29 protein-coding genes, 1 tRNA gene and 1 pseudogene are annotated in these 26,746 nt (G+C 71.2%); 10 read left to right on the top strand and 21 right to left on the bottom strand.

What is annotated here, in order from left to right; genetic code table 11:
- Window positions 1-240 precede the first annotated feature (240 nt).
- Window positions 241-993: a metallophosphoesterase gene (locus E1295_RS26640; RefSeq protein ID WP_132633815.1), complete on the bottom strand. Its 753-nt coding sequence runs from the start codon at window positions 991-993 to the stop codon at window positions 241-243.
- Between the two features lie 100 nt (window positions 994-1,093).
- Between E1295_RS26640 and E1295_RS26645 the strand changes: the two genes are divergently transcribed.
- Entirely contained in the window at window positions 1,094-1,297 is a 204-nt protein-coding gene (locus tag E1295_RS26645) for a DUF4236 domain-containing protein (RefSeq protein WP_132633817.1), read from the top strand.
- A gap of 104 nt (window positions 1,298-1,401) precedes the next feature.
- Here E1295_RS26645 and E1295_RS26650 read toward each other — a convergent pair whose 3' ends face one another.
- Both E1295_RS26650 and E1295_RS26655 read right to left on the bottom strand, forming a co-directional pair.
- Window positions 1,402-2,232 (bottom strand): maleylpyruvate isomerase family mycothiol-dependent enzyme, encoded by an 831-nt coding sequence (locus tag E1295_RS26650; protein ID WP_132633819.1) that lies wholly within the window; start codon window positions 2,230-2,232, stop codon window positions 1,402-1,404.
- Between the two features lie 55 nt (window positions 2,233-2,287).
- Entirely contained in the window at window positions 2,288-3,187 is a 900-nt protein-coding gene (locus E1295_RS26655) for a LysR family transcriptional regulator (RefSeq protein ID WP_132633821.1), read from the bottom strand.
- 177 nt (window positions 3,188-3,364) lie between these two features.
- Between E1295_RS26655 and E1295_RS26660 the strand changes: the two genes are divergently transcribed.
- On the top strand, window positions 3,365-4,171 hold the full coding sequence (locus E1295_RS26660) for a class I SAM-dependent methyltransferase (protein WP_166427426.1): 807 nt from the start codon (window positions 3,365-3,367) through the stop codon (window positions 4,169-4,171).
- Between the two features lie 27 nt (window positions 4,172-4,198).
- A complete protein-coding gene (locus E1295_RS26665) occupies window positions 4,199-4,990 on the top strand; it encodes an alpha/beta fold hydrolase (protein WP_132633825.1) in 792 nt (263 codons plus the stop codon).
- Window positions 4,991-5,082: 92 nt separating this feature from the next.
- Here the strand turns inward: E1295_RS26665 and E1295_RS26670 are convergent.
- Window positions 5,083-5,158: transfer RNA gene (locus E1295_RS26670), tRNA-Ala, on the bottom strand.
- Window positions 5,159-5,233: 75 nt separating this feature from the next.
- On the opposite strand from E1295_RS26670, the gene E1295_RS26675 reads away from it, so the two are divergent.
- Complete coding sequence (locus tag E1295_RS26675) at window positions 5,234-6,139, top strand: RNA polymerase sigma-70 factor (protein ID WP_132633827.1); 906 nt, start codon at window positions 5,234-5,236, stop codon at window positions 6,137-6,139.
- A 180-nt stretch (window positions 6,140-6,319) separates the two neighbouring features.
- On the opposite strand, the gene E1295_RS26685 is transcribed toward E1295_RS26675, so the two are convergent.
- From E1295_RS26685 to E1295_RS26710, 6 genes are all read right to left on the bottom strand, one after another.
- Window positions 6,320-7,141, bottom strand: a complete 822-nt coding sequence (locus E1295_RS26685) for an alanyl-tRNA editing protein (RefSeq protein ID WP_132633829.1) — start codon at window positions 7,139-7,141, stop codon at window positions 6,320-6,322.
- Complete coding sequence (locus E1295_RS26690) at window positions 7,138-8,370, bottom strand: MFS transporter (RefSeq protein ID WP_132633831.1); 1,233 nt, start codon at window positions 8,368-8,370, stop codon at window positions 7,138-7,140. The genes E1295_RS26685 and E1295_RS26690 overlap by 4 nt, the downstream gene beginning before the upstream one ends.
- 179 nt (window positions 8,371-8,549) lie before the next feature.
- The gene (locus E1295_RS26695) at window positions 8,550-9,152 is read right to left on the bottom strand and encodes an SRPBCC family protein (RefSeq protein ID WP_132633833.1); all 603 of its coding nucleotides are present in this window, start codon (window positions 9,150-9,152) and stop codon (window positions 8,550-8,552) included.
- Window positions 9,153-9,204: 52 nt separating this feature from the next.
- A complete protein-coding gene (locus E1295_RS26700; RefSeq protein WP_132633835.1) occupies window positions 9,205-9,582 on the bottom strand; it encodes a hypothetical protein in 378 nt (125 codons plus the stop codon).
- Complete coding sequence (locus E1295_RS26705) at window positions 9,579-9,941, bottom strand: hypothetical protein (RefSeq protein ID WP_132633837.1); 363 nt, start codon at window positions 9,939-9,941, stop codon at window positions 9,579-9,581. Before E1295_RS26705 ends, E1295_RS26700 begins: the two co-directional genes overlap by 4 nt.
- A gap of 11 nt (window positions 9,942-9,952) precedes the next feature.
- Window positions 9,953-10,642: a TetR/AcrR family transcriptional regulator C-terminal domain-containing protein gene (locus tag E1295_RS26710; RefSeq protein WP_132633839.1), complete on the bottom strand. Its 690-nt coding sequence runs from the start codon at window positions 10,640-10,642 to the stop codon at window positions 9,953-9,955.
- 44 nt (window positions 10,643-10,686) lie between these two features.
- Here E1295_RS26710 and E1295_RS26715 point away from each other — a divergent pair, with 44 nt between their 5' ends.
- On the top strand, window positions 10,687-12,003 hold the full coding sequence (locus E1295_RS26715; protein WP_132633841.1) for a DHA2 family efflux MFS transporter permease subunit: 1,317 nt from the start codon (window positions 10,687-10,689) through the stop codon (window positions 12,001-12,003).
- Window positions 12,004-12,008: 5 nt separating this feature from the next.
- Window positions 12,009-12,503, top strand: coding sequence for a 2-thiouracil desulfurase family protein (locus tag E1295_RS26720; protein ID WP_132633843.1), 495 nt, complete (start codon window positions 12,009-12,011; stop codon window positions 12,501-12,503).
- Here E1295_RS26720 and E1295_RS26725 read toward each other — a convergent pair.
- Both E1295_RS26725 and E1295_RS26730 read right to left on the bottom strand, forming a co-directional pair.
- A complete protein-coding gene (locus tag E1295_RS26725) occupies window positions 12,479-12,859 on the bottom strand; it encodes a hypothetical protein (protein WP_132633845.1) in 381 nt (126 codons plus the stop codon). The two genes, E1295_RS26720 and E1295_RS26725, sit on opposite strands and share 25 nt — an antisense overlap.
- 41 nt (window positions 12,860-12,900) lie before the next feature.
- The gene (locus E1295_RS26730) at window positions 12,901-13,497 is read right to left on the bottom strand and encodes a TetR/AcrR family transcriptional regulator (protein ID WP_132633847.1); all 597 of its coding nucleotides are present in this window, start codon (window positions 13,495-13,497) and stop codon (window positions 12,901-12,903) included.
- Between the two features lie 226 nt (window positions 13,498-13,723).
- On the opposite strand from E1295_RS26730, the gene nhaA reads away from it, so the two are divergent.
- The gene (nhaA, locus tag E1295_RS26735) at window positions 13,724-15,559 is read left to right on the top strand and encodes a Na+/H+ antiporter NhaA (protein ID WP_132633849.1); all 1,836 of its coding nucleotides are present in this window, start codon (window positions 13,724-13,726) and stop codon (window positions 15,557-15,559) included.
- 8 nt (window positions 15,560-15,567) lie between these two features.
- Window positions 15,568-16,014, top strand: coding sequence for a hypothetical protein (locus E1295_RS26740; protein ID WP_132633851.1), 447 nt, complete (start codon window positions 15,568-15,570; stop codon window positions 16,012-16,014).
- A 2-nt stretch (window positions 16,015-16,016) separates the two neighbouring features.
- Here E1295_RS26740 and E1295_RS52235 read toward each other — a convergent pair.
- Window positions 16,017-16,932 (bottom strand): annotated as a pseudogene (locus tag E1295_RS52235) (NADP-dependent oxidoreductase).
- Window positions 16,933-17,076: 144 nt separating this feature from the next.
- Here E1295_RS52235 and E1295_RS26750 point away from each other — a divergent pair.
- Complete coding sequence (locus E1295_RS26750) at window positions 17,077-17,448, top strand: MerR family transcriptional regulator (RefSeq protein WP_132633853.1); 372 nt, start codon at window positions 17,077-17,079, stop codon at window positions 17,446-17,448.
- 102 nt (window positions 17,449-17,550) lie between these two features.
- On the top strand, window positions 17,551-17,883 hold the full coding sequence (locus E1295_RS26755) for a hypothetical protein (RefSeq protein WP_132633855.1): 333 nt from the start codon (window positions 17,551-17,553) through the stop codon (window positions 17,881-17,883).
- Here E1295_RS26755 and E1295_RS26760 read toward each other — a convergent pair.
- The 8 genes from E1295_RS26760 to E1295_RS48985 all read right to left on the bottom strand — a co-directional run.
- Window positions 17,870-18,874 carry an ABC transporter ATP-binding protein gene (locus tag E1295_RS26760; protein WP_132633857.1) on the bottom strand — a complete coding sequence of 335 codons (1,005 nt, stop codon included), beginning with the start codon at window positions 18,872-18,874 and terminating at the stop codon, window positions 17,870-17,872. The genes E1295_RS26755 and E1295_RS26760 overlap by 14 nt on opposite strands.
- Window positions 18,871-19,881 (bottom strand): ABC transporter ATP-binding protein, encoded by a 1,011-nt coding sequence (locus E1295_RS26765; RefSeq protein WP_132633859.1) that lies wholly within the window; start codon window positions 19,879-19,881, stop codon window positions 18,871-18,873. Before E1295_RS26765 ends, E1295_RS26760 begins: the two co-directional genes overlap by 4 nt.
- Window positions 19,878-20,714 (bottom strand): ABC transporter permease, encoded by an 837-nt coding sequence (locus E1295_RS26770; protein ID WP_132633861.1) that lies wholly within the window; start codon window positions 20,712-20,714, stop codon window positions 19,878-19,880. Before E1295_RS26770 ends, E1295_RS26765 begins: the two co-directional genes overlap by 4 nt.
- Window positions 20,711-21,691: an ABC transporter permease gene (locus tag E1295_RS26775; RefSeq protein WP_132508589.1), complete on the bottom strand. Its 981-nt coding sequence runs from the start codon at window positions 21,689-21,691 to the stop codon at window positions 20,711-20,713. Before E1295_RS26775 ends, E1295_RS26770 begins: the two co-directional genes overlap by 4 nt.
- On the bottom strand, window positions 21,688-23,295 hold the full coding sequence (locus E1295_RS26780) for an ABC transporter substrate-binding protein (protein WP_166427427.1): 1,608 nt from the start codon (window positions 23,293-23,295) through the stop codon (window positions 21,688-21,690). Before E1295_RS26780 ends, E1295_RS26775 begins: the two co-directional genes overlap by 4 nt.
- Before the next feature lie 11 nt (window positions 23,296-23,306).
- Entirely contained in the window at window positions 23,307-24,017 is a 711-nt protein-coding gene (locus E1295_RS26785; RefSeq protein ID WP_132633865.1) for a PIG-L deacetylase family protein, read from the bottom strand.
- Entirely contained in the window at window positions 24,014-24,949 is a 936-nt protein-coding gene (locus E1295_RS26790) for a GNAT family N-acetyltransferase (protein ID WP_132633867.1), read from the bottom strand. The genes E1295_RS26785 and E1295_RS26790 overlap by 4 nt, the downstream gene beginning before the upstream one ends.
- A 441-nt stretch (window positions 24,950-25,390) precedes the next feature.
- Window positions 25,391-26,746: hypothetical protein (locus E1295_RS48985; RefSeq protein WP_166427428.1), on the bottom strand; the 1,356-nt coding region annotated here is incomplete at its 5' end.

Raw genomic sequence — 26,746 nt, forward strand, 5'->3', positions numbered from 1 at the left:
CGAGCCGGCGGACGCGAGTTCCGCCGCCACGCTCCTTTGCCGATCTGGCCCCGACTGTGAACGTTAACAACGGGTGTCGTCAAGGGCCCTCCGGATTACGGTCGGGTCACGTGCGCCCGCCCTTGACGGGGTTCGCGGACCTGGCGTGCGACTTCTCCCCTACGACGTCCCGGCGCACTCGGTGACGTCCGTCCGGCGGAACGCCGAGCGGCGGGAACGGCGCCCCCCCTCCCCAGGCCATCACGGGACGACGCGGTAGTGCGTGGTCATCCGGCCGTCGTCGTCGAGCACGTGGAACGCGAGCGCCGGCGGCAGGTCGAAGTCGATGCAGTTGCCGAGCGTCGTGCCGCCCTCCCACGGAAGCCGTACCGTGGACACGACGCCGGGCGCGACGAGCAGCGGCCGGCCGGCGAACGTGGTGGCGGCCGGCGTGTGGGCGTGGCCGGTCAGCACGGCCGGCACGTCCGTGCGGCCGGCGAGCAACGCCTCCAGGCGCTGCGGCCGGTGCAGCCTGATCTCGTCCAGCGGCGGGCTGTGCAGCGTCACCGGCGGATGGTGGAACGCCACGAACACCGGCAGGTCGGCGCCCTCCAGCACCCCTTCGAGCCAGGCGATCGTCTCCTCCTCCAGCCGCCCGGCGTTCTCGCCGGGGATGGACGAGTCGCACATGGCGTAGATCGCGCGGGAGGTGCGCCGCACCTGGTTGACGGGCCCCGGCCGGGGCTCGGGCTCGCCGAGCAGGACCCGGCGGTACTCCGCCCGCACGTCGTGGTTCCCCGGACAGGTCAGTACGGCGTGACGCGAGGCGAGCACCTTCCCCGCCTGCTCGTACTCCTCGGCCAGCCCGTGGTCGGCGATGTCACCGGTCACCAGCACCGCGTCCAGCTCGTCGCAGGGCAGCGCGTCCAGGTAACGCATGACCCTGTCGGCGCGGGCGACGGCGTCGGGAGTGGCGCCGATGTGGATGTCGCTCAGGTGGGCGATCACGATCATGAACGCGGTTCCTTCCTGGAGGCACGGCACGGCGGGGCGAGGAACCCGTCGGGCCGCCCGGTCGTTCTCAGGATGAGCGTACGCAGCCGGAGGAGGGGCATTGGGCTGGCACTACCGCAAGTCGATCAAAGTGGGGCCGTTCCGGATCAACCTGTCGCGGCACGGCGTCGGCCACAGCTTCGGCAACCGGCGTTTCCGCGTCACGACCGGCCCTGACGGCCGCCGTCATGTGTCGGTGCACCTGCCGGGCGGTTTCCACCTCGGCAAGACGTTGGGGTCGCGCAGACACCACCGGCACTTCTAGCAGACACCACCGGCACTTCCGGACGTAGACCCGGACGGGCCGGCGCGCCCGTCACGCGCGAGGGTGCCCCGCATGTCCGGGACACGTGCCGTCGCCGCTCGCCCTCAGGCGACGATCGCGAGCAGCGTGGTCACCGCCGAGGCGAGCGCGGCGTCGCCGGACATGCCGGCGCGCTCGCGGGCCTGCTCGGGGGTGATGCCCCGGGTGGCCAGGCGCCAGAAGGTGTCCTGGTCCATCGAGACGCGGGCGGCGGGCTCCGCTCCGGCCGGGCCCATCTCCCACCGGCCGTCCCGCCGGACGGCGTACCACCGGCCGCCGGCCGGCCCGGTCACCTCCAGCTCGACCGCCGTCCCCTCCGGGCGCTCCTCGGCACGCAGGGTGTACGCCAGAGCCCGCGCGAACAGGTCCAGCACCGGCCCCATCAGCTCGGGGTCGTCGGCTCCCGGAGCGGAGACGGCGTCGCGCACCTGCTGCTGGTGCACCCAGAACTCGGTGTACTCGCGCCCGATGTCGAGCCACGCGGGACTGCCGACGTCCGTCGCGGCCCAGGACACGTTCAGGTCGGCGGGCCCGTCCAGGTCGCGGCCCGCCCACAGGTCGTCGAGCTGCCGGCCCAGCATGTTCAGCAGGTCGCCCATCACCCGCGGGCTGATCTGGCGCAGCGCCTCCACGAACTCCCCGTTGACGCGCGCGAGGTAGGCGGGCAGTGTCTCGTCGTCGGCGAAGACGGCACGGAAGTAGCCGTCGCGGCTGCCGGAGAGCCGCCGCATGTAGTCGTTGAGCACGTGGGCGACCACGTCATGGACGTCCCAGCCGGGACAGACCGTCGGCCGCGACCAGTCCTCCGGCGCGAGCCCGCCGAGCAGATCCAGCAGGGCTTGCCGCTCGCGCGGGAACAACGGGCGCACGTCGAGGGCAGGACCAAAGATCGTCATGCCCTCGACCCTACGCGCGCACCCGGCCACCTGCGGGACCGGCCGTCCACAGCGGTCACGGCGTCCGGGCCCCGAGCTCGGCCGCTGCCTCGGCGGCGAGCTGGATGGTACGGATGGCGAGCGGAGAGTGGCTGCGCCCGGCCGGCCAGTGCACATGGATCCGGCGTGGCGAAGGCGTTGGGCGTAGTTCGTGGACGCGGAGCCGGTCGTCCTCGTCGGCTCCGGCGCCGTGGACAGCGAGCCAGGGCAGCACGGCCGATCCCATGCCGGCCCGCACCATGGACAGGAGGGCCTCGTTGCTCGCCGTGCGGAACACGATGCGCGGCCTGGCCCCGGCACGGGCCAGGGCTTGTTCCATGGCCGGCTGGTCGCAGGTCAGTGGCCAGGCGACCATCGGCGCGCCGTGCAGCTCCCGCACGGGTACGGGCCCGTCGGGGAAGACGCCGGCACGGGCGACGAGCAGGTAGGGCTCGGTGAGCAGGTGGACGGATTCGACGTCGCCGTCGAGGCGCCCGTCGTAGAACAGCAGATCGAGGTCCCCGATCCGCGGGTTCTCCGGCTCTTCCTCCGACAGGCGGATGTCGCAGCCGGGGACCTCCTCGTGCAGCCGCCGCACGACGACCGGCAGGATCACGTTCGTCACGCTCTGGAAGGTTCCGATGTCGATGCGGCCCTCGCCGGCCTGGAACCGCTCGATCGCCTCCGTCATCTCCTCGGCCTTGGCCAGCACCTCGCGCCCGCGGGCCAGCACCAACGCGCCCAGCGAGGTGATGCGAACCGGCCGGGGTCCTCCCGGCCGGTCGAAGACGGCCCCGCCGGCCGCCTTCTCGAGGGCGGCGATCTGCTGGCTGACGGTCGACTGGGTGTAGCCGAGCCGCGCGGCGGCCCGCCCGAACGACCCCTCGTCGGCGACGGCGGCCAGCGCGGTCAGGTGCCGCAGCTCGATGTCGGGCATGAGCCAAGGCTAGCTCTGTTCATCGGTGACAGCGATCGACTTGATCGACAATCATCGCTTTTCCCGATGAGCCTGCGGGCCTAGCGTGGCTTCCATGACGACGACCCGGCTGCGCCGTAACGGCGACCCCGAACAGGTCTGTGCGGCCACCGATGAGCCGGCGCGGAGGTGATGGGTATGCCCATGGACCTGGATCACGAACTGCTCGACTACGAGGAACCGCTGCGGACGGCTGCCGCGCCCGCGCCCGGTGAGCACATTCTCGACGTGGGGTGCGGCGCCGGCGCCACCAGCCGGGACCTCGCGCCCGCAGCCGCTCCGGGCCGCGTCCTCGGCATCGACATCAGCGCCGGCTCACTGTCGCGCGCCGAGCGGTCGGCCCGGGAGGCGGGGATCGAGAACGTCGGCTACCTGTGTGCCGACGCCCAGACCCACCCGTGGCAGAGACCGGCCTTCGACGTGGTGGTCAGCCGGTTCGGAGTGATGTTCTTCGGCGACCCACCGGCCGCGTTCGGCAACCTGCGGCGGGCATTGCGCCCCGGCGGGCGACTCGTGTTCCTGGCCTGGCAGGGGCGGCTGCGCAATGAGTGGGCGGTGCTCGCCGACCGCGTGTTCGACGGGGTCTTCGGACCACCGGGCCGGCCGGCTCCCGAGATCGGGCCGTTCTCCCTCGCCGACGAGCGCGCCACCCGGCAACTCCTACGCTCCGTCGGCTTTGCGCGGGTCCGCCTGCGCCCCATCGAGAAGGCGGTGCGCTACGGCACAGACTTGGACGAAGCGGTGGAGTTCGTGAGCTGGTACTCCAGTGCCCGCCTGGCCGAGCTGACCTCCGCCCGGCGGAAGGCCGCTCTTGCGACGTTGCGTACCGAACTGAACGACCGCCGCGACCCCGCCGGCGAGATCCGGCTCGGCGCGCGGGCCTGGCTGGTCACCGCGGAGAAGCCCGCGAGCACACGAGAGACCCGGGCCGGCAGGACGGCGTGAGCGATGACCGGTCATCAGGGAGAAAGCATGGAGTGCCTGATCAAGCAGGCCACAGTCCACTACGTCGAACACGGGACCGGCGTGCCGCTGGTCGCCCTGCACGGCGCGGGAGTCGATCACCGCGAGATCGAGGCGGCGATGGAGGCCATCGTCCCAGGAGACGGGTACCGCCGGATCTATCCGGACCTGCCTGGCATGGGCCACTCGACGAGCGACGGCCTGACCGGCAACAACGATGTCGTGGACCTGCTCGGCGACTTCATCGAGCGCGTGGCGGGAGGGCCGGCCCTCGTGCTCGGACATTCCTACGGCGCCTACCTCGCCCGGGGCGTCGCCGCACGACGGCCCGGCGTGGTGCTCGGCCTGGCGCTGATATGCCCCCTCGCGGAGCAGTCGACGGACGTGCCCGCGCCCACGGTGGTTCGCCAGGACCACGACGCCTGCGACGACCTCGGGCCGGAGGACCGGCCGGGATTCGAGGAGTATTTCGTCGTGCGCACCCGCGCCACCGCCCGCCGGTACCGGGACCGCGTTGTTCCCTGCACGGCACTCGCCGACGAGCTCGCGACAGGGCGCATTTTCGCCGGATGGGCCATCGACGTCCGCCAGGACACCTTCTCACCGGCGTCCTTGATCGTGGCCGGGCGACAGGACTCGACCGTCGGGTACGCCGACGCCGTGCGGTTGCTGGAGCGCTACCCGCAGGCCGGCCTCGCCGTGATCGAAGGCGCCGGGCACGCGCTCCTGCACGAGCGGCCCGACCTCGTCGCCGCGCTCGTCGCCGACTGGCTCGATCGCGCGTCTCCGAGTGGGCACTGACCTGCGCGGCCGGGATCGGCTCGGCCTGCCCCGACGTGGCGAAGAGGGCCACAACGGGAAAAGGCCACTCCGGAGAGCGGCCTTTGAAGGGGTGGTGGAGCTATGGGGATTCGAACCCCAGACCTCCTCCATGCCATGGAGGCGCGCTACCAACTGCGCTATAGCCCCTTGCGATCACCAAGTGTATCGGAGTTCCGGAGCCCTTGTGTCACACCGGAGCGCCCGTGATACGTCTTAGACGTCATGTCGACGTTTGAGGAGCACAGGAGCCTGCTGGTCGCCGTCGCGTACCGGATCCTCGGCAGCGTGGCCGACGCCGAGGACGTCGTCCAGGAGGCGTGGTTGCGCTGGTCGGGGGTGGACGAGGCGGGCGTCGGCGACGCCAAGGCCTACCTGGTCCGAGTGACGTCGCGGCTGGCCATCGACCGGCTGCGGTGGGCGAAGTCGCGGCGCGAGTCGTACATCGGGCCGTGGTTGCCCGAGCCGATCAGCACCGCCCCCGACGCGGCCGAGCACGCCGAGCTGGCCGAGTCCGTGGAGCTGGCGCTGCTCGTGGTGCTGGAGACGCTGTCGCCGCTCGAACGGGCCGTGTTCGTGTTGCGGGAGGCGTTCGACCTGCCGTTCGCCGAGATCGCGGAGATCATCGCACGCAGCGAACCGGCCACCAGGCAGCTCGCCCGGCGGGCGCGCGAGCACGTACGCGAGAAGCGGCCGCGGTTCGACGTGGACCGCGAGCAGCGCAGGCGGATGACGGAGCGGTTCGTCAACGCCGCGGCCGAGGGAGACCTGGACACGCTGATCGCGATGTTCGCCGACGAGATCACGATGGTCACCGACGGCGGCGGCAAGGCCAGGGCCGCGCTGCGGACCATCACGGGGGCGCAGAACGTCGGCCGCTTCCTGCTGTCGATCGGCCGCCCGGCGAACCTCGCCCGCTTCCTGACGTCGGTCGGGCTGTCGCAGGGGGAGGACATCTCGCTCGGCATGGCGGTGCTGAACAACGCTCCGGCGATCATGATCTCGGGGGCCGGGCGGGTGGTGTCGGTCATCTCACTGGAGGTCAGGGACGGGAAGATCAGTACGGTCTACCTCATGGCCAACCCGGACAAGATCGCACATCTGGAGCCGGCGGCGAGCGAGGCCGGCTGACCGGTCAGGCGAACACGTCCTACCTCCTCGTCCTGCGGGCGTGCTTGCGGTGCACGGTCTGCCGCCGCACTCCCAGCGCGTCGGCGATCCGCTCCCAGGACCAGCCCTGCGCGCGGGCGCTGGAGACGTGCGCCGCCTCCAGTTCCTCCAGGTGCTGACGACGTATCGGTGCGGGTTTCGCTAGGCGCAGGTGGTGCGCATGGTCAGGGCCGCCTCTTCCAGCGTGAGAGAAACCTCGATCCGCCCCAGCTCTCCTGTGCCGCGCACGTGGGTGCCGCCGCACGGGATGGACGCCTCGCCCTCCGGCAAGGAGCACCGCCACGTGCGCCGGGCCGTCAGCTCCGGCCCCGGCACGTCGATGGCGACCGGCGCCCCGGCGGCCACCCACGCGGCGAGTTGCTCGTTCACGCGCCGGGCGACCTGCGCCGGGTCCAGCCCTTCGGCCGGGAACCCCTTCTTCCGCAGCGACTTGCCCAGGCGGTAGACGTCCACGCTGCCGTACGGAACGATCCGGGACGACGTGATCGCCGCCTGGTCGAAGTCGGGCCGGCCGAGCCCGTCGAGCGCCGGCTCCTTGCGCCAGCGATCGGCCAGCGCCGCGTTGAGGGCGAGCGCGGCCAGGTGACAGGCGGTGTGGCCGGCCGAGAGTCCCGCGCGGAAGCCGGCGTCGACCGCCAGCTCCACCTCGGCCCCCACGGGCAGGGGCTCCGAGGTGACGTGCAGGACCAGCCACTCCCACCCCTCGGCGCCGCGCCGCACCGGGATGTCCCCGCCCACGAAGGCCTCGCCGGAGCTCGACAGGGCCCCTGTGACGCAGTCGAGAACCGGCATGCCCGCGATCGTCCCGCGATCGGCGGGCTGGTCGGGCCAGGTGTGGTCGAGGGGATGGAAGGGCGTCTCGGCGACGGCCAGGCCGTGCCGGTCCCCCACCGGCACGACCCCCGCGATCCGCGAGCGGCCGCTGGTCCGGCCGGACGGGAAGGTGACGACGGTGGATCTCATGCGCCGATCTTCCCAGCGGTGGCGAGCCGGCGTTCGTCCTCCAGATAGCGGTCGCCGCCGGCGTACAGGCCGGTGCAGAGCTGTGCCACGAGGACCAGGAAGATCATCGTGTACGGCAGCGCCCACCCGCCCGTGGCCTCGCGCAGCACACCGACCAGCAGCGGTCCCGCGCCCGAGATGAGGTAGCCGGTGCTCTGCCCGAAGGCCGACAGCGCGCCGGTGGCCTCCGGCGTACGGGTGCGCAGCGCCAGCATCATCAGGGCCAGCGGGAACGACCCCATGCCCACGGCCACCAGCACGATCCAGACCAGCGCCATGGACGCGGACCCGAACCACAGCCCGAGGAAACCGGCCGTGTAGAACCCCACGAGTCCCACCACGACGGGTCGCTGGTCGCGGAAGCGGGAGGCGACCATGGGCGTGGCGATGGAGACCGGGATGTTCAGCGCGGTGAACACCCCGAGGATGAGCCCGGCCTGCGAGGTGGTGTAGCCGCTGTCGGTGAGGATGGTGGGGAGCCAGCCGAACATCACGTACGCGATCATCGACTGGGTGCCGAAATAGATCGCCACCATCCACGCCAGCCGGCTCCTGACCAGCACGCGCATGCCCGTGTCCCGGACGCCCGTGTCGCGCTCCGGCTCGCTGCGCAGCAGCGCGAGCCACGGGACTGCGGCCACGGCGGCCAGCGCGGCCCACACGCCGAGCGCTATGTGCCAGTCGCCCGACGCGCGCTCGATCGGCACGGTCGCGGCGGCGGCGAGCATGGTGCCGGCCGCCAGGGCCGTGGTGTAGACGGTGGTCATGATCCCGGTGCGGGCCGGGAAGTGCCGCTTGATCAGCGTCGGGATGAGCACGTTGCCGACGGCCCCGCCGGACAGCGCGACCGCGCTGCTCAGCAGGAATATCTCGGCCGAGCCCGCCATTGACCTGATGAGCATGCCCACGCCCAGCGTGACGAGGGCGAGCAGCAGCAGCCGGTGCTCGCCCACGCGCCTGGCCAGCGCAGGAGTGATCGCGCCCACGCTGGCGAAGGCCAGCACCGGCAGCGTCGTGAGCACGCCGGTGCCGACGCTCGACATGCCGAGCGCTCCGGCGAGCTGGTCGAGCAGCGGTCCCACGCTGGTGACGGCGGTGCGCAGGTTGAGCGCGGCGAGGACGATCCCCAGGACGAGCAGCCAGGCGAGAGGGCTGGTACGGCCTCTGGACTCTTGGGCGAGCACGCTCATGCGCCGGAGATCCTCCGTTCATCAAGTCATGGGACGAATCACCAGCCTAACAGGACTCAAACCACGATTTATTCCTGACCGATGACGGAACCGGCGGAAACCGGCAGGACTGACGACAAGCCCCCGGGCCTGACTGAGGCCCGGGGGCGAACACCGGTCACGAGCGGGGAACGCGCCGGTCAGAGCATGGGACGCGGCCCCGCGGGCGGCGGGTCGTGCGGCGGCACCGGCCCGGGAGGCGGGAGCGTGCCTCCGGGAGGCGCGCCGCCGCCGCCCACGGTGCCGGGCGGCACCGACTGCTCCCCGCCGTAGGTGGAGCCGCGCTGGTGGGGTCCCGGAACGTCGCCGCGCCAGCCGCCGGTCTCACGGCCGCGCGACTCGATGAACTGCTTGAAGCGGTCGAGGTCGTTCGTGACGCGCATGCGGACGATCTGCAGCCAGTCGCCCGCGGTCTCGACGAAGCCCTCGGGGTCGTACTCCATCTGGAGCGTGACCTTGGTCCTCGTGTCGTCGATGCGGTGGAAGGTCACCACACCCGCCTGGTGCGGCTTGTCGATCGACCGCCAGGCCACGCGCTGGTCGGGGTGCTGCTCGGTGATCTCGGCCTCGAACTCGCGCCTGACACCGGCGATCTCCACCACCCACGCCGTGCGCGTGTCGCCGATCTGCTTGACCGACTCCACGCCCTCCATGAACTCGGGGAAGCTCTCGAACTGCGTCCACTGGTTGTAGGCCGCCGAGATGGGGGCCTCTACGTCTACGGAGTGTTCGATACTGCTCATGGGATCAGCCACTGCCCCGGCGGGCACGGCGATAACGCCGTACCGGCCGCCGTCATCGACGGCGCAGCAGCCAGTAGAGGCCCACCAGCGGCAGCACGAGGGGGATGAACAGGTAACCCCTGCCGTACGCCGACCAGACCGTCTCGTCGGGGAACGCCGCCGGATCCACCAGGCTGGCGGTGCCGATGATCAGCACCCCGGCCAGCTCGATGCCGAGCGCGACCAGCGCGAGGCGGCGGGCGCCGCGCGCGAGCGCCACGGTGAGCACGATGTAGACCAGCGCCGCGAAAGCCGACAGCGTGTAGGCCAGCGGCGCCTCGGAGAACCGGCCTGCGATCTGCACGGCCGCCCGCGCGCCCGCGGCCAGCGAGAACAGCCCGTAGACGGCGATCAGGGCACGCCCCGGCCCGGAGCTGATGGGCGCGCTCACGCCACGCCCTGCCAGATCTGCATCAGGCGCCCGTTCATCACCGCGATCGCGAACCCGGCCACGACCAGGATCGCCGGCCCCCATCTGCTCCGCTCGGCCAGCGCCAGGAACACCCCGGCGGGCGGGATCAGCACCCCGCCGCCGATGTAGCCGAACAGCGTCACCTTGTCGCCGGGCCCCGCGCCGCCGGCCACCGCCGCGATCACGAGCCCGGCCTGGACGAGCAGGGCCACCTCGAGCAGGGCGAACCCGGACAGCAGCACCATGCCCATCGGCCGGTTGCGGATGGCGACGACCAGGCTCACCAGCATGAGCAGCAGCGAGCCGGCGATGACGATCGTGGAGACGACGGTGTTCATCGCAGGTAAGGCTATCGCCCGCGCAGGTCGGCCTCGATTCCGTCCAGCAACCAGGTGAGGCCGCGCTCGAAGTTGTCGTCGGCGCCCCCCACACCCTGCTCGATCATCGGCGCCAGCCGCGGGAACTCGCCGTTGCCGATCAGCTCCCTGATGTACGGCTCTGCGACGGCGGCCCGTTCGGCGTCGTTGACGCCCCGTTCCCTGGGCTCGCGGCGCTCGGTCGCCTCCCTGATCACGAATCCGGTCATGTGGTCGGCGTACGCGGTGAGGATCCGCCAGGCCGTCAGCCGGTCGACGCCGAGCCTGTCCAGCACGGACAGCTTCTGCTCCACGTGACGCAGCCCGTTGGGCCCGACCTCGACCCGCTGCGAGATCAGCTCGACCCGCCACGGGTGGCGCAGCACCATCGCGCGCTCGCGCCGGGCGAGCAGCAGCAGCGCCTCCCGCCAGTCGTCCGGCAACGGCTCGTCGACGAGCACCTCGGCGGCGATCTCGTCGTGCATCAGCGCCAGCAGGTCCTCTTTGCGCTCGATGTAGGAGTAGAGCGTCATGGCCCGCGCGCCGAGCTCGGCGGCGACGCGCCGGATGGAGACCGCGCCCAGCCCTTCCGCGTCGGCGATCGCGACGGCGGCGGCCACGATCGCCTCCCTGCTCAGCGCGGGACGGCGGGGCGGCGGCGGCCGGGACCAGATAGAGCTCACACCCTCGATTCTAGACACCGTACGAAACTGATACGCTGTACGACATGCGATACGGTGTACGGAACCCGCTCCGCGCCACCGGCCTGGTGGTGCTCCTGGGCGTCGTCATGACGATGCTCGACACCACGATCGTCAACGTCGCGCTCGGCACCCTGGCCCGCGGCTTCCACACGACGCTCGCCACCATGCAGTGGGCGGTCACCGGCTACCTGCTGGCGCTGTCCATGACGGTGCCCGTCACCGGCTGGGCGGTCGGCAGGTTCGGCGCCAGGAACGTCTGGCTGCTCTCGCTCGTGCTGTTCGTGGCGGGATCCGCCCTCAGCGCCGCCGCCTGGTCGGCCGGCAGCCTCGTCGCCTTCCGCGCGGTGCAGGGGCTGGGCGGGGGCCTGCTGCTGCCGGTCGGGCAGACGCTGCTGGCCCAGGCGGCGGGGCAGGAGCGGATGGGCCGCGCGATGGCCATGATCTCGGTCCCGGCGATGCTGGCGCCCGTGCTGGGGCCGCCGCTCGGCGGGGTGATCGTGGAGGGGCTCGGCTGGCGGTGGTTGTTCCTGGTCAACGTGCCGGTCTGCGCGGCGGCGCTCGTGGCCGCGTACGTGCTGCTGCCCCGCGAGCCGGGCGCGAGCCCGCGCAGGCTCGACGTGGTGGGGCTCGCGCTGCTCTCGCCGGGCCTGGCCGCCCTGGTGCACGGGTTGTCTGAGGTGGGCAACGGCTCCTCGCCGCTGCACCCCGCGCTCTGGACCGGTGTGGCGCTGGTCGCCGCGTTCGTGCTGCGGGCCCTGCGGGCCCCCGGGCCCCTGCTGGACCTGCGGCTGTTCGGCGACCGGTCGTTCGCCGCGGCGGTGTGCGCGCTGGTGTGCTACTCGGCCGCACTGTTCGGCTTCACCGTGCTCGTGCCGCTCCACACCCAGCTCGCCGAGGGCGGCAGCGCCCTGGAGGCGGGCCTGCTGCTGGCCCCGATGGGCATCGGCGCGGCGCTGACGATGCCGCTGGCGGGCAAGCTCACCGACAGCCGGGGCCCACGCGGTGCGGGGGCCGCGGGCGTCGTCGTGGCGGTGACGGGCATCGCGGCGTTCGTGCTGCTCGACGGCGGCATGGTGGCGATGTTCTGGCTCGGGCTCGGGCACGGCCTGGTGTCCACGTCGCTGATGGCCGCCGCGTTCAGGACGCTGGAGCGCACCGCCCTCCCGGCCGCGACCACGCTCAGCACGATCGCGGTGCGGCTGGCCGCGCCGTTCGGCGTCGCCGTGCTCACCGTGGTGCTGCAGGCGTCACTCGGCGGAGCCCACCCGTTCGCGTACGCGTTCTGGACCGCCATCGCGCTGGCCGCCGTCTCGCTGGTGCCGATCGTGCTCATAGGATAGGGAACGTGGAGAGGATCCTCGTCAGCGCCTGCCTGATGGGGCGCAAGGTGCGCTACGACGGCGGCGCGAAGACCAGTTCCGACGCCTGGCTCGCCACGTGGCGCGCGCAGGGGCGGCTGGTGCCGTTCTGCCCCGAGGTGGAGGGCGGGCTGCCGGTCCCGCGCCCGGCCGCCGAGATCGAGGACGGCGCGGGCGGCGCGGCCGTGCTCTCGGGCGCGGCCCGCGTGCTGGCGTCCGACGGCTCCGACGTGACGGCCGCGTTCATGGCGGGCGCGCGGTCGGCGCTCGCGCTCGCGCGCTCGTCCGGCATCCGGATGGCGGTGCTCAAGGAGGGCAGCCCCTCGTGCGGCGTGCTCTCCGTCTACGACGGCAGCTTCGAGGGGCGGCGCACGGCGGGCCAGGGCGTCACGACGGCGTTGCTGGAGCGCGACGGCATCCGGGTCTTCGGCGAGGACCACCTCGACGAAGCCGCCGCCTACCTGCGCACCCTGGAGACGTAGAAGGCCGACGCGAGGCCCGCGGCGAGCACGGCGGCCATGCAGCCGTGATACCAGGTGAGCAGCGCCGAGCCCGAGCTCCCGCTGAGAGCCATGGCCAGGATGCCCAGCACCACTCCGCCCAGCGCCGCGGCGTGACTGTAGATCAGCCCGTTCCAGGCCCAGAAGCGCCCGGCCAGCGCACCATGGGCGCCGGCGAGCAGGGCGGCCGCGCACAACGTCTCGACGACCGCCGCCGGTGTGATCACGGGCTCGTCCAACAGGCCCGGCGCAATCCCCCAATGCGGCAGCGCGAACAGCAGGAAGACCAGCGCGTAGCAGGTCGACAGCAGGCCCAGCGCCCTGCGAAGAGCATCCATGACCTCCACGCTGGCATCCGCCTCCTGCCGTGTCGTCGTCCTCAAGGAGTCGGCCCGGCTACGCCGTCCGCTGTAGGCAGCAGCCGCCTCACCAGGCGGATCACCTCATCGATCGTCACCCTGGCGTCCTCGCCGGTCTCGCAGGCCGCGACCTCCCGGCCCGCCTCGCCCATCATGGTCGTGAGCAGCACGACGAGCACGTGGCTCTCGCGGGTGTCCGCCAGGCCGAGCAGCCGCTTGTTGCCGCCGATCCAGTCCCAGCCGCGCCGGCGGCGCAGCGGGACGAACTCGATGGGACCGTCGTTCTCCAGGAACAACCTGGCCACCTCCCGATGCTCCCACGAGCCCTCCAGGTAGGCGCGGGCGCCGGCGAGGAAACGTTCGCCCGTGCCCTCGGCTGCCTTGGCCGCCTTGGCCGTGCGTTCCTCCTGGCCGCGCATGAACTGCTCCCACAACGCCAGGAACAGGCCGGGCTTGCCGCCGAAATGGTGGTAGAGGCTGCCGACGCTGATGCCGGACGCCTCGACGATGTCGGCCACGGTCGCCTCGGCGTAGCCCTTGGCCAGGAAGACCTCGCGGGCGGCGCGCAGCAGTGTGTCACGGGTGCCGCTCGACCGGCTCCACCGTCGGCTTCCCATCGCATCTCCTTCGCCGCCGGCGGCCGTCGCGACCGCCCAGAGTACTCCGCGGCGCCCTCGCCGTCGTCCACAGCACCAGCTTCGGCGCCCTCGGCGTCGGGTTCCTGTACCTGCGGTGACAGCGGCGGCGCGGGCGGGGCGACGCCGCGGGAGAAGTCCGGTCCGGGCGGCTCGCGGGGAGTTGTCAGGACACCTCTAGGATCGAACACCTGGGGGTGAATCTGTCATGTTGCGGGCTTTTCTGCGGACCGAGGCGGGCAGCACGACCGTCTTGCTCGGCGCGACCCTGCTCGCCCTGTTGTGGGCCAACTCCCCATGGGGCGACACGTACGAAGCCTTCTGGCACATCCCGACAGGCATCTCCTTCGGGGACGCGCTCTTCTCCCTCGACCTGCGGCACTGGGTGAACGACGGTCTGATGGCCGTCTTCTTCTTCCTCATCGGGCTCGAGGTGTCGTACGAGGTGCGGCTCGGGCAGTTGCGCGACCGCCGTCTCCTGGCCGTGCCCGCCCTGGCCGCGTTGGGCGGGATCCTCGTCCCTGCCGGGATCTATCTGCTGCTGAACTTCGGCGGGCCCGGGGAGGTGGGGTGGGGCGTGCCGATCGCCACCGACACCGCCTTCGTGCTGGGCGTGCTCGCCGTCGTGGGCGCCCGCTGCCCCGATCCGCTGCGGGCGTTCCTGATGACGCTCGCCATCGTGGACGACGTCCTGGCGATCCTCGTCATCGCGTTGTTCTACACGGAAAGCCTGTCCGTCCCCGCACTCCTCAGCGCGTTCGCACTGCTCGCCGCCATCCTGACCCTGCGCAAGCTGAAGATCTGGCGGGCGCCCGCCTACATCGTGCTGGGCTTCGGGCTGTGGGTGGCCACGCTGGAGAGCGGCATCCACCCCACGCTGGTCGGCATCGCGCTGGGGATCCTGGTCTTCGTCTACGCACCGACCGACCAGAAGCTGCTGCTCGCCGGCGAGGCCGTACAGTCGTTCACCAGCTCGCCGAGCGCGCGGGCGGCCAGGGAGGCCACGCTGCGGGTGCAGCGGGCCGTCTCGGTCAACGAGCGGCTGCGGCTGCGGCTGCAGCCGTGGAGCTCCTACGTCATCGTGCCGGTCTTCGCGCTGGCCAATGCGGGCGTGGTGCTGGACGGCGAGTCCCTGCGGGCCGCCCTCACCTCACCCGTGTCCATCGGCGTGACGCTGGGGCTCGTGGTGGGCAAGTTCGTCGGCATCTCGCTGGGTACGTGGGTCCCGCTGCGGTTCGGATGGGGCACGCTGCCGGGCAACCTGGTGTGGGGGCAGTTGTTCGGCGGCGCGGCGGTCTCCGGGATCGGCTTCACCGTGTCCCTGTTCATCGTGGACCTGGCCTTCGACGGCAATCCGGGCATCCAGTCCCAGGCGAAGATCGGGATCCTGGCGGGCTCGCTGCTGTCCGCGGTGCTGGGCTGGCTGATCTTCAAGCTGGCCTGGGACCGCGGTGGCGTGTGCGCGCCGCCCGATGCCGAGCCCGAGGAGGAACTGCCCGAGCTGCTGACCGCGCCCGTGGGCCCCGCCGACCACGTACGCGGCCCGGAGAAGGCCAGGGTGACGATCGTGGAGTACGGCGACTTCGAGTGCCCCTACTGCGGACGCCTCCACCCGGTGCTGGAGGAGCTGCGCAAGAAGAACCCCGACGTGCGGGTGGTGTTCCGGCATTTCCCGCTGCGCACCCTGCATCCGCGAGCCGCCCCCGCCGCGGTGGTGGCGGAGTCCGCGGCCGATGCCGGCAGGTTCTGGGAGATGCACGACATCCTGTACGACAACCAGCGTTTCCTCACCGACGCCGACCTCGAGCACTACGCCGCCCAGCTCGACGTCGAGCCCTGGACGGACGTGCCCCGCCACACCGACAGGATCGCCGCCGACGAGGTCTCCGGCCGCGACAGCGGTGTCCGCGGGACCCCCACCCTCTTCCTCAACGGCGTGCGCTACCAAGGCGCCCTGGACCTCGGCTCGATCAGCAAGGCGGTGGACGAGGCCAGGCGATCGGCTACCGTCGAGCAGACCCCGCAACCCCCGGAGTTGGCTTAATGCTCAATGTGATCAGCATCATCTTCCCTCTCGTCCTGGTCGTCGTGCTGGTGGGCGGCATCATCGTGACGGCGATGAACCGGCGGGCCCATGGGCGCGGCGCGACGCTGGGCATGGCCGGCTGCGCCGTCCTGCTCGTGGGGGTGCTCATGAACGTCGTCCTCGGATTCATCGCCTCCTCGTTGTACGACGCCCTGGGCGCGGGCGGCGCGGCCATGCTCATCAGCGCCGTGAGCATGATCTTCAACGTGGCCGGCACGAGCCTGCTGATCGCCGGCGTGATCGCCCGGCGTGACCCGCAGCAGCCGCCGTCACCGCACCACCCGCAGCCCGGCCAGGCGCAGGGCTGGCAGCAGCCGCAGGGGCAGCACCAGCAGCCCTACCCGCAGCAGCCCTACCCCCAGCAGCCGCCGCAGCAGGGGTGGCAGCAGCCGCCCTACGGCGGCCAGAACTGACGTCACCGAGCCCGGACGCGGATCACGACCTTGCCCCGCGTGTGCCCACGCTCGGCGTACGTGTGGGCTTCCGCGATCCGTTCGATGGGATACGTCTGCTCGATGCGCGGCGTGTAGCGGCCCTGCCGGCCGAGTTCGCCGGCTTCGGCGAGGAGCGTGGAGTCGTTCCGCGCGTCGGCCAGATGCACACCCAGGCGGCGCGCGTTGGCGTGGTCGGCGACCGTCGACACGCGAGCGGGATCGCCTGCGATCGCGATCAGGTCGGGCAGCGAGCCGGAGGCCGCGGTGTCGAGCGCGACGTCGACGCCGTCCGGAGCCAGGGCTGCGAGGCGCTCCGCGAGGCCGCTGCCGTAGGTGGTGGGGACGGCACCGAGGGAGGTGAGGAACGCGTGGTTGCGCTCACTGGCCGTCCCGATCACGGTGGCGCCCTGAGCCACCGCGATCTCGACGGCGGCACTGCCCACGCCTCCGGCCGCGCCCTCGACGAGAAGGGTGCGCCCCCCCCAACGGGCCGAGCACGCCCAGCCCGCCCATCGCGGTCACGGATGCCAGACCGGCGCCGGAGGCCTCCTCGTCGGTCCACGTGGCGGGCGTGTGGGCCCAGGCCGAGAGCACGGCCAGCTCCGCTGTCGCGCCGGTGACGCCGCCCAGTCCGAAGACCCGGTCGCCGATGGCCACCCCCTGCACACCCTCACCGATCTCGTCGACCACGCCTGCGGCGTCACGCCCGGGAATCGCGGGCAGGTCCACGGGGAGCACCTCGCGCAACGCACCCGACCGCGCCTTCCAGTCGATAGGGTTGACGGCCGCCGCCGCGACGCGGATGCGGATCTCGCCGGGCCCGGGATGCGGGTCCGGCACCTGCTCGACCACGAGGGTCTCCACACCGCCGTACTCGTGATATCGCACTGCGCGCATGACGCTGTTCCTTCCAGGTGGCCTGAACCGGCCGTTCATGGGATCAATGGGTGAATGTCCGGCGAGCGCCGGCGCCCACTACGCTAAAACCTGACGTTGACGTCAGGTGCAAGTCGGGCGGGCCGCCCGAGCAGAGGAGGACGCGTGCGCATCGGTGAGGTCGCCGACAAGGCGGGAGTGAGCGTCCGGGCGCTGCGCTACTACGAGGAACAGGATTTGCTCCAGGCCTGCCGCAGTCCCAGCGGCCAGCGGCACTACCCCGACACCGCCGTCGGCCGGGTCCGGCTCATCCAGCAGCTGTACGCCGCGGGCCTGCCGAGCAGAGTGGTCCGCGAGGTGCTGCCGTGCGTGGACTCGGGTGCGGCGCAGGCTCCCCCGGAGCTCCTCGACCGGCTGACGAGCGAGCGGGTCCGCATCGACCAGCAGATCACCGACCTGCTCGCCGCGCGCGACCGGCTCGACGACGTGATCGCCAACGCCGTCGACCCCGGGCCCGGCTGCTCCCACGTACGGTGAGGATCACCGCCCTCACCCCGTGACCGCACACGATCTCATCACCCCGAAAGCGGGATGTAAGTGTGAGAATGTGGGCGTAACTCACATATGCGTGGGGGGATCATGACGCAAGAGCAGTCAGGCGGCCAGGAATTCGATCCCAACCGGACGATCAGGCACCGATTCCCTCACCCGGTCCCGCCGCCCGGGCCGCCCCCGCAGGGCACGCCGGAGTCGCCGTCCACCCAGCGCCTGTCCTACACGCCCGACATGCTGCCCGACGTGCCCACCTACGAGGCCAGGCCGCCCAGGTCCGGCTGGTGGTGGGTGATCCTGGCCGGAGGGCTGGTGCTGCTGATCGCGGCGGCGGCGGTGGCGGCGGTGTTGTGGGCGAGGAGCAACGCCGACACCGGGACCCGGGCCTACCAGGCAGGAAGCGTCGTCACCCGCGCGTGAGGTCCGCCGCCTCCGGCGTCTCCGCCTGCCAGCAGTGCGTCCAGCGTCCCTCGCCCAGCTCCGTACGCCCCGGCACCTCGGTCGAGCACACCGGCAGCGCCACCGGGCAGCGCGGATGGAAACGGCACCCGCCGGGCGGGTCGATGAGGCTGGGCGGCTCACCGTGCCGGGCGGTGTCGCGCGGCGTGACCCGGTCGGGGTCGGGCGCCGACTCCAGCAGCAGCCGCGTGTACGGGTGCCGGGGCGACTGGGTGACCGCCTCGCTCGGTCCGCTCTCGATGAGCCGGCCCGCGTACATCACCGTGATGTCCTCGGCGAAGTAGCGGGCGCTGGCGATGTCGTGCGTGATGTACAGCAGCGCCAGCCCGCTCTCCTTGGCCAGCTCCTCCAGCAGCCGCAGCACGCCCAGCCTGATCGACACGTCCAGCATCGACACGGGCTCGTCGGCGATCAGCGCGACGGGCTCGACGGCCAGCGCCCGGGCGATCGCCACCCGCTGCCGCTGCCCGCCGGACAGCTCGTGGGGCAGTTTGTCCATGAACTGCTCCACCGGCGTGAGGCTCACCCGTTCGAGCAGCTCGGCGACCCGCTTGTGCTCCTGCTCGTCCGAGCGGACGTGCCCGTGGATGCGCAGCGGCCTGGCCAGGTGGTAGCGCACCCGGTGGAAGGGGTTCAGGGAGGAGAACGGGTCCTGGAAGATCAGCTGCACCTGGCGCCGGTAGTCGCGGAACGCCGCCCCGCGATGCGCGCGCACCGGCTCGCCGCGCAGCAGCAGCTCTCCTGACGTGGCCGGGTAGACCTGCGCGAGCAGCCGGGCCACCGTGCTCTTGCCGCAGCCGCTCTCCCCCACGAGCGCCGACACCGAGCCGGCGCGCAGCGCGATCGACACGTCCTCCACGGCGCGTACGGGCGGCCGCTTCCCCAGCCGCCCCCGTGGCCCGCGGGCGGAGGTGAAGTGCTTGGTGAGGTTACGGCCCTCAAGAACGATCATGATGTTTCCTCCACACCGCGGCCGTCGTTCAGCAGGCACGCCACCTCGCCGTCGGAGCCGTCCGAGCCGTTCGGCCCGCGCGTCAGCAGCGGCAACCGCGTGGAGCACTCCTCCACGGCCCGCCCGCAGCGCGGGTGGAAGGCGCAGCCGGGCGGCAGCGCACGCAGGTCGGGCGGGGTTCCGGGGATGCCGAGCAACTCCTCGCGGGGCCCGTGCAGGCGGGGGAACGAGCGGAGCAGACCCAGCGTGTACGGGTGCCGCGGCGTCCTGTGCAGCGCCTCGGCCGTGCCGGTCTCGACGACGCGGCCCGCGTACATGATGGCGATCCTGTCGGAGATCTCCATGAGCAGCGACAGGTCGTGCGTGATGAACACGACCGCGAAGCCGTACTCCTCCCTGAGCGCCCTGATCTCGTGGAGGATGTCGCGCTGCACCACCACGTCGAGCGCGGTGGTCGGCTCGTCCATGATGATGACCTCGGGGTTGAGGGCGAGCGCGATCGCGATGGCGGCCCGCTGCCGCATGCCGCCCGACAGCTCGTGCGGGTACGCCCGCCGCCGGTCGGCGCTGATGCCGACGCGCTGCAGCAACTCGACGGCCCGCTCGGCCCGGTCGTTGCGCGACATCTTGGGGGCGTGGATGCGCAGCACGTCGTCGATCTGGGCGCCGACGGTGCTGACCGGGTTGAGCGAGTTCATGGCGCTCTGGAAGACGACGGCCAGTTCCTTCCAGCGGAAGGCGCGCAGTTCGTCCCGCTTGAGGGCGAGCACGTCCACGGCGGTGCCGTCCTGGCGGTGGTAGACCACCGAGCCGGAGGTGATCGCGGCGGGCGGGCGCAGCAGCCGGGCGACGGCGTTGGCCAGCGTGGACTTGCCGCTGCCGCTCTCCCCTGCGAGGCCGAGGATCTCGCCCCGCCGCAGGTCGAGCGAGACGTCGGCGACGGCGTGCACGGCGCCGCTCTGCGACAGGTAGTCGACGCCGAGGTCGCGGATCTCCAGGACGTTCATGTACGGGCCTTCCGGGGCGCCTTGACCTTGATCGTGCGCAGGCGCGGGTTGGCGATCTCGTCGATGCCGAAGTTCACCAGCGCGAGGCCGGTGCCGATGAGCGCGATGCACAACCCGGGCGGGATGAACCACCACCATGCCCCGATGAGCAGCGCCTGCCCGTTCTGCGCGAAGTACAGCATGCTGCCCCAGCTGACCGTGGACAGGTCGGCCAGGCCGAGGAAGGACAGCCCGGCCTCGGCCAGGATGGCGGCGACCACGGTGGCCAGGAAGCTGGTGGCGATGACGGGCAGCAACACCGGCATGATCTCGAAGAAGATGATCCGCAGCGGCCCCTCGCCGCTCGCCCTGGCGGCCTGGACGAAGTCACGCCGCCGGATCGAAAGGGTCTGGGCGCGCAGCACGCGGGCGCCCCACGCCCAGCCGGTGACCGCGATCACCACCGCCACGGAGCCGACGCCGCGCTGCGGCAGGTAGCCGGCCAGCACGATGATCAACGGGAGGGCGGGCAGCACCAGGAAGATGTTGGTGAGCACGGACAGCACCTCGTCGACCGCGCCGCCGAAATAGCCGCCGACGAGTCCGACGAGGATCGCGAGCAGGTTGGCGATGACGGCCGACAACACGCCGACGCCCATCGAGATGCGGGCCCCGTACACGATCTGGGTGAGGATGTCCTGGCCGGTCTGCGTGGTGCCGAGCCAGTGCTCGGCCGATGGGCCCTGCAGCCCGTCGTCGCTGGTGGCGGCAGGGTCGGCGCCGATGAGCAGCGGCCCGGCCAGGGCCATCAGCGCGAAGAAGACGAGAATGCCGAAGCCGATCTTGATCTTCATTCGGACTCCTGCCTGGTTCGCGGGTCGAGCACGACGTACGCCAGGTCGGCCAGGAAGTTGGCGACGAGCACGGCCAGCGAGATGACGAGGAAGATGCCCTGCATGAGCGGGAAGTCCTCGTTCTCAACGCCTTTGAGCAACATCGACCCGATCCCCGGGTACGAGAAGACGATCTCCGTCAGCACCGAGCCGCCCACCACGAAGCCGAGCGAGAGGGCGAAGCTGGTGATGTTGGGCAGGATCGCGTTGCGGGCCGCGTACGCCCACATCACCCGCCGCGAGGTCAGCCCCTTCGCCTCGGCCATGACCACGTAGTCCTCGCCCAGCGTCGTCACCATGACGTTGCGCATGCCGAGGATGCGGTCGGCCATCGAGGCGATCACGATCGTGATGGCGGGCAGCGCCGCGTGGTAGAGCACGCTCGCCGCGAACTCGCCGGTCATGCCGGGCATCACGTCCAGCCCGTACGCCCGCGAGACCGGGAACCACTGCAGGGTCACGCCGAAGACGAACACGAGCGCCAGCGCCACCCAGAAGTACGGCACCGCGTGCATGAACGTGGCCGCGGGCAGCACCCCGTCGAGCCAGGTGCCGCGCTTCCACGCCATGAGCACGCCGAGCGAGGTCCCGATCAGGTAGCTGATCAGCGTGGCCACCCCGACGAGCCCGACCGTCCACGGCAGGCTGTCGGCGATGACCGTGGACACCTCGGTGGGGAAGAACGTGATCGAACGGCCCAGCTCGCCGCGCGCGAGGTTGCCGAGGTAGTCGAGGTACTGCTGCCACAGGTTCGCGTCGCTGATGCCGAACGCGCGGCGCATCGCGTCGATGGCCTCGGGTTCGACGTTGCCCTTCATCCTGGCCACCAGCAGCTCCACCGGATCCCCCGGCATGAGCCGGGGGATCAGGAAGTTGAGCGTGATGGCGGCCCAGGCCGTCAGGAGGTAGAAGCCGAGCCGCCGGGCCAGGAACCTCACGTGGCGGCCGGCTTCAGACGCAGCAGCACGACGGCCGCGTCGGGCGAGGTGTACGGCGACGGCATGGCGTACGGGTCCTGCTCGGACGGCCAGCCGACGTACTTGTTCGTGCGGTACTGCGCCCAGGACGGGCTGTAGAACAGCGGCAGGGTGGGCAGCTTCTCCACCATGATCTTGCCGAGCCCCTGCGTGGCCTTCTGCTGCTCGGCCTCGTCCTCGGTGGCGGCGTACTGCTCGATCAGCCGGTCGGTCTCGGCGTCCTTCCAGCGCTGGTAGTTGCCGGTCGCCGACTCGCCGACGGGCTCGGCCAGGCCGCCGAACAGCATCGAGCGCATCTGGAAGTAGGGGGTCGGACCGGCCGCGGTGGCCCTGATCGACAGCTCGTAGTTGCCCTTGCCGACCTTGGAGACCCAGTCCTGGAACGCCACGCCCCTGGTGTCGACGGTGATGCCGATCTTGGCGAGGTCCTCCCTGATGAGCTGCGCCGCGTTGACCCAGTCGGTGAACGGCGAGGGCACCAGCAGCGTGAACTTCAGCTTGGCGGGGTCGATGCCCTTCAGCAGTTCCTTGGCCTTGGCCAGGTCCATCGTGAACGCCGCGTCCTTGTACTCGGGCGGCACGTACGCCTCCCCGCCCGGCATCGGCACGCCGGTCGGATGCGCGACCTTGGTGTAGCCCCGCTCGGCCACCCGCACGATCTTCTCGCGGTCGATGGCGAGGCTGATGGCCTGGCGCACCTCCGGCTTGGACAGGATCGGGTGGGTCAGGTTGGGCAGCAGCGTCACCACGCCCTCGGGCGGGAAGAAGAACTTGTTCTGCTCCGGCTTGCCCTGCACGTAGATCTTCTGGATGTCCGGTACGAACGCGCCCGCCCAGTCGACCTCGCCCTGCTGCAGCGCCGTCTGGACGGCGTTGGCGGTGTAGGCGGGGAAGCGCAGCACCGGCACCTCGGGCTTGCCCGGCTGCCAGTAGTTCGGGTTCTTGACCAGCTCGTACAGCTGGGCCGAGAACTTCGACAGCGTGTAGGGGCCGGTGCCGACCGGCTTGGTGTTGGTGAAGGTGACCGGGTCCTTCTCCTTCTCCCACAGGTGCTTGGGCACGATCGGCGAGTTGCCCGCGATGTTGAACAGCTTGGCGTAGGAGGTCTTCTCGAAGTCGATGCGCACCTTGTCCGGCGCCAGCGCCTCGGCGTCGGCGATCTCCAGCGCGTTCCTGTTGAGCTCCGGGTTGTCCTTGAGCATCTTGAACGTGAAGGCGACGTCGTCGGCCGTGAACGGCTTCCCGTCGGTCCACTTCACGCCCTGGCGCAGGGTGAACGTGACCGACTTGCCCTTGTCTGACCACTCGTGCTTCAACGCCAGCCACGGCGTGATCTCACCGGGCTTGAGCTTGTTGAAGTACATGAGGGTCTCGTGGATCATCCCGCTCGTCCCGAAGTTCACGCCTTCGAGGTGGTACGGGTTGAAGTCCTCCTGGAACGTGCCCGAGTCCACGGCATGGATGATGAGCGGCGGTGCGGCCTCACCTCCGCCGCTCCCGCCGTTGCCACCGCCGGAACAACCGGCGAGGGCGAGGGCGGCGAACACCGCCACCAGACGTTTCACAGGGGGCCTGATCATTGGGGGGCTGCCTTTCCGAAATACTTCGTCCGGTGGACGCGCGAGCCCTTGGGGGCGGCGAACGCCTGCGCGCGGCCGAATCCGGCTGGTGCGCCGCGCACGATGGTCAGCGCGCGGTAGTAGTCGACGTACGGGAAGCCGTAGGTCTCGCCCCTGGCGTAGGCGTAGCCGGTGATCGCCTGCGACCAGATCTCGTACGCCTCCTCGCTCAGCTCGACGAACACGTCGGGGGCGAACCCCTCGGCGTCCTCCCAGTTGTCGGCGTAGTAGAGCTCGCTCGCCCAGTAGGCGGGCTGCTCGCGTTCGAGGGTCTTCAACCCGCCGTAGAAGCGGGCGTCCTCGACGATGCGGTGGGTACGAGCGTGATCCTTGTGGATGGACGCGCTCCAATGGGTCAGGATGACGTCCGGGCGCAGCTCCCTGATCTGGTCGCCGACGCGCATCTTGACGTCGTCGTCCTCCGGCAGCAGGCCGTCCTCGTAGTCGAGGAAGCGCACGCCGGCGCCGATCCGCTCGGCGAACGTCTCGGCCTCCTCACGCTTCTGCTTGGCGTACTCGGCCACCGGCACCGTGGGGTGGCCGCGCTCGCCGAGCGTCAGATGCAGCAGCGTCGCGCGGTCGCCGCGCAGGACGTGCTGGGCGAGCACCGCGCCCGCGGTCAGGTCGAGGTCGCCCGCGTGGGCGCCGATGGCCAGAACGTGCGTCATGCTTCTCGCCTCATCACGTGGAACCGCCTGGTGATCTCGTAGCCGGCCTTGGTGTAGAGGTGGCCGGCGGGGCTGGTCTCGCCGGTCCACAGGAACCACGACGAGTGGAGCCCTTCGGCCCGCATCATCGTCATGGTGAGGTGGAGCAGGATCTTGCCGAGGCCGGTGCCGCGCTGCCCCGGGTCGACGCCGAAGGGACCGAAGCGCTCGGGGATGCCACGGTAGGCCGCGTAGAGGGCGAAGCCCACGATGCCGTCCTTCTCGGCGATCACGATGCGCCCGGGGTCGCGGTGGTGGCGGATCGCCTCACCCCAGTCGGGGTTGAAGACGTCGGCGGCGAAGCGGATCAGCTGCGGCAGCTCGCCCACGGCAGGGCTGCGGAAGGCGTACCCCTCGCTCTCGCGCCTGGCGCGCAGCTCGTGCACGTCCTCCGGGGTCACGTAGCCGACGAGCGTGCGGTCCATCGCGACCGGCGAGTACAACGTGCGGAAGCCCATCGCCTCCAGCAGCCGGAACCCGGCGGGGTAGAGCTCCGGGTCGGCACCCGGCAACACGTAGTTCGGCGTATACGACGAAAAATCCACCTTGGTCCGGCCGGCACCCTCCAGGAACGCCAGCGCCTCCCCCACCAGCCGCCGCCCCAGCCCGCCACCCCGGTGCTCGGGCGCGACGAAGAAGAACGGGATCCAGCCGGTCTCCGGCTCCAGATCGGTGCCGGGGGCGAGGGGCGTCAGCCGGCGGACGGCGTACGCGCAGCCCGCCACCCGCCCGTCCACCACGGCCACCCGCAGGCCCTCGGGATCGAAGTTGGGGTCGAGCAGCACGCAGTCGCGGAACCATCCGGAGGTGGTGGGGTCTCCTGGCATGCTCCGGTTCCAGGCGTCCACCAGAGGGCGTTCGTCGCCAGGCACGAACGCGCGGACAGTCACCATGGGGGTTCCTTTCACGCTGCGGCTGTCCTGCCACAGCTTTCCCAGTGTTAACCGCCCAGGTCAAGCAATGTAGGAAGAAATTTTCCATCTCGCAGTAAATGTGGAAAATTAGTTTCGCGTGCGGTATCTATGGATGGTTGCCCACTCGCCCCGCTTGCCCCAGCCGCACGCTGGGCGACCCCGGCAGGCGCACATCGGTCGTTCCGCAGGCACGCACCTGCGCCACGCGGACCCGGCAGCCGCGCGTGGCGCCGGCGGCGAGCGCGTACGAAAGATCCGCCGGCAGACGTCCGGGCGTGAGTGTGAGGAGTGCGTGCTGGAGGGGCGGCGCCCCTCCAGCACGCTCCCCCGCCGGGCGGGCAACCCCCTGCCGCCGGCGGGCTTGTGACCGCGGCGGTCAGCCCCGCATGACCGCGGCGCCGGACCCCTCCGCGCCGCCGGTCATTTCAGTCCGGCGAGGAACGTCTTGGCCAGCCCCGTCACGGCGGACCTGGCGACCGCGGGCTCGAAGACCGGCTTCTCGTAGTCGCCGGCCGCGACGATGCCGCCGCCGGCCGTCGTGCCCCTGAAGGTGAACTCGACCGTACGCTCGCCGGACAGGACCTTGACGAGCAACTCCTGCCGGGGTTCCTTGTCCTCCTCGCCCGGGGTGGTGGTCGTCGACAGCACGGCGAACGCCTTCTCCCCGAGCCCGGAGAGCTCCTCCCTGGGCCCGTACGTGGTGTGGCTCACGCTGTTGCCGATGCCGCCCTTGGCGCGGTAGCGGTCGTACTTCTTGGCGTCACGGTCGAACTGGAAGTCCGATCCGCTGCTGCCGTCCTTCCCCCAGTCGACGACGTGGACGCGCAGGCTTCCGCCCCTGGCGGTGTACTCCTGGCCCGGCTCGTGCTCGACCGCCTCCTGGATGGTCCAGGTGCACGTGGTCTGCTTGATCCGCCCGTCGTTGTCGCCCACGGACGGCCCGGAGACGGTGGGGAAGAACGCCGACTGCACGTCCGCGACGCTGAGGATCCCGCAGGGCCCGCCGACCTTGACCTTCGAGGCGTCCTTGGCCATCTCCGCGGTGATGCGCTCGGCGACCTTGCCGGCCGCGGCGCGCACCTCGTCGCCCTCGGGATACTTCCGGCCGGAACGGTTGCTGCCGCCGTACCGGATGTTGATCAGCCACGGCCCCTGCCGGACGTACACCTCGGCGGACAGGCCGCTGTGCCCGATCGAGCTCTGGCTGTACGAGGCGTCGCCGTAGTCCAGCTTGATGGTCTCGCCGAACGCCGAGCCGGAGGTCTTCCCGTCGACCCGGCGCCCGTCCCGTACGTTGACCCGCTTCTCGTGCATCTTCTGGTCCCGCTCGAAGCGGTCCTTGGCGTACTCGATCGCGTTCTGGGTGCCTGAGCTCTTGGCCTGGACGGAGATGGTCAGGCTGCGATGGCCGATGACGCCGCCGCCGACGTCCATCTTGTTGTTGCGCCATCCGCAGCTCGCCTGTTTGTCGTCCTCCGCGGCGGCCCCGGTGGAGGCGTCCCTCCCGCCGTACTTGCCGTCGGTGACCAGGCTCTTGCGCAGGGCGTCCGGGATGGCGTCACAGAGCTGGGCCCCGGTGACCGGGCGCAGCTTCACCGCCTTGGCGGCCGGGGTCGCCGAGGGCGTCCGTACCAGCCGGGGCCGCTTGCCGGACGGGTCGGGCGGTGGTCCTGGTCCGTCGCCGAACTGCTGAAGGAGCAGCCACCCTCCGGCCACCCCGCCGATCAGGACCCGGCGGCTGAGCGCCCCCGCCCGCCGCGGCGCGGCCTCCCCTTC

This window comes from Nonomuraea mesophila (genome assembly GCF_004352805.1).
Taxonomy (GTDB): Bacteria; Actinomycetota; Actinomycetes; order Streptosporangiales; family Streptosporangiaceae; genus Nonomuraea; species Nonomuraea longispora.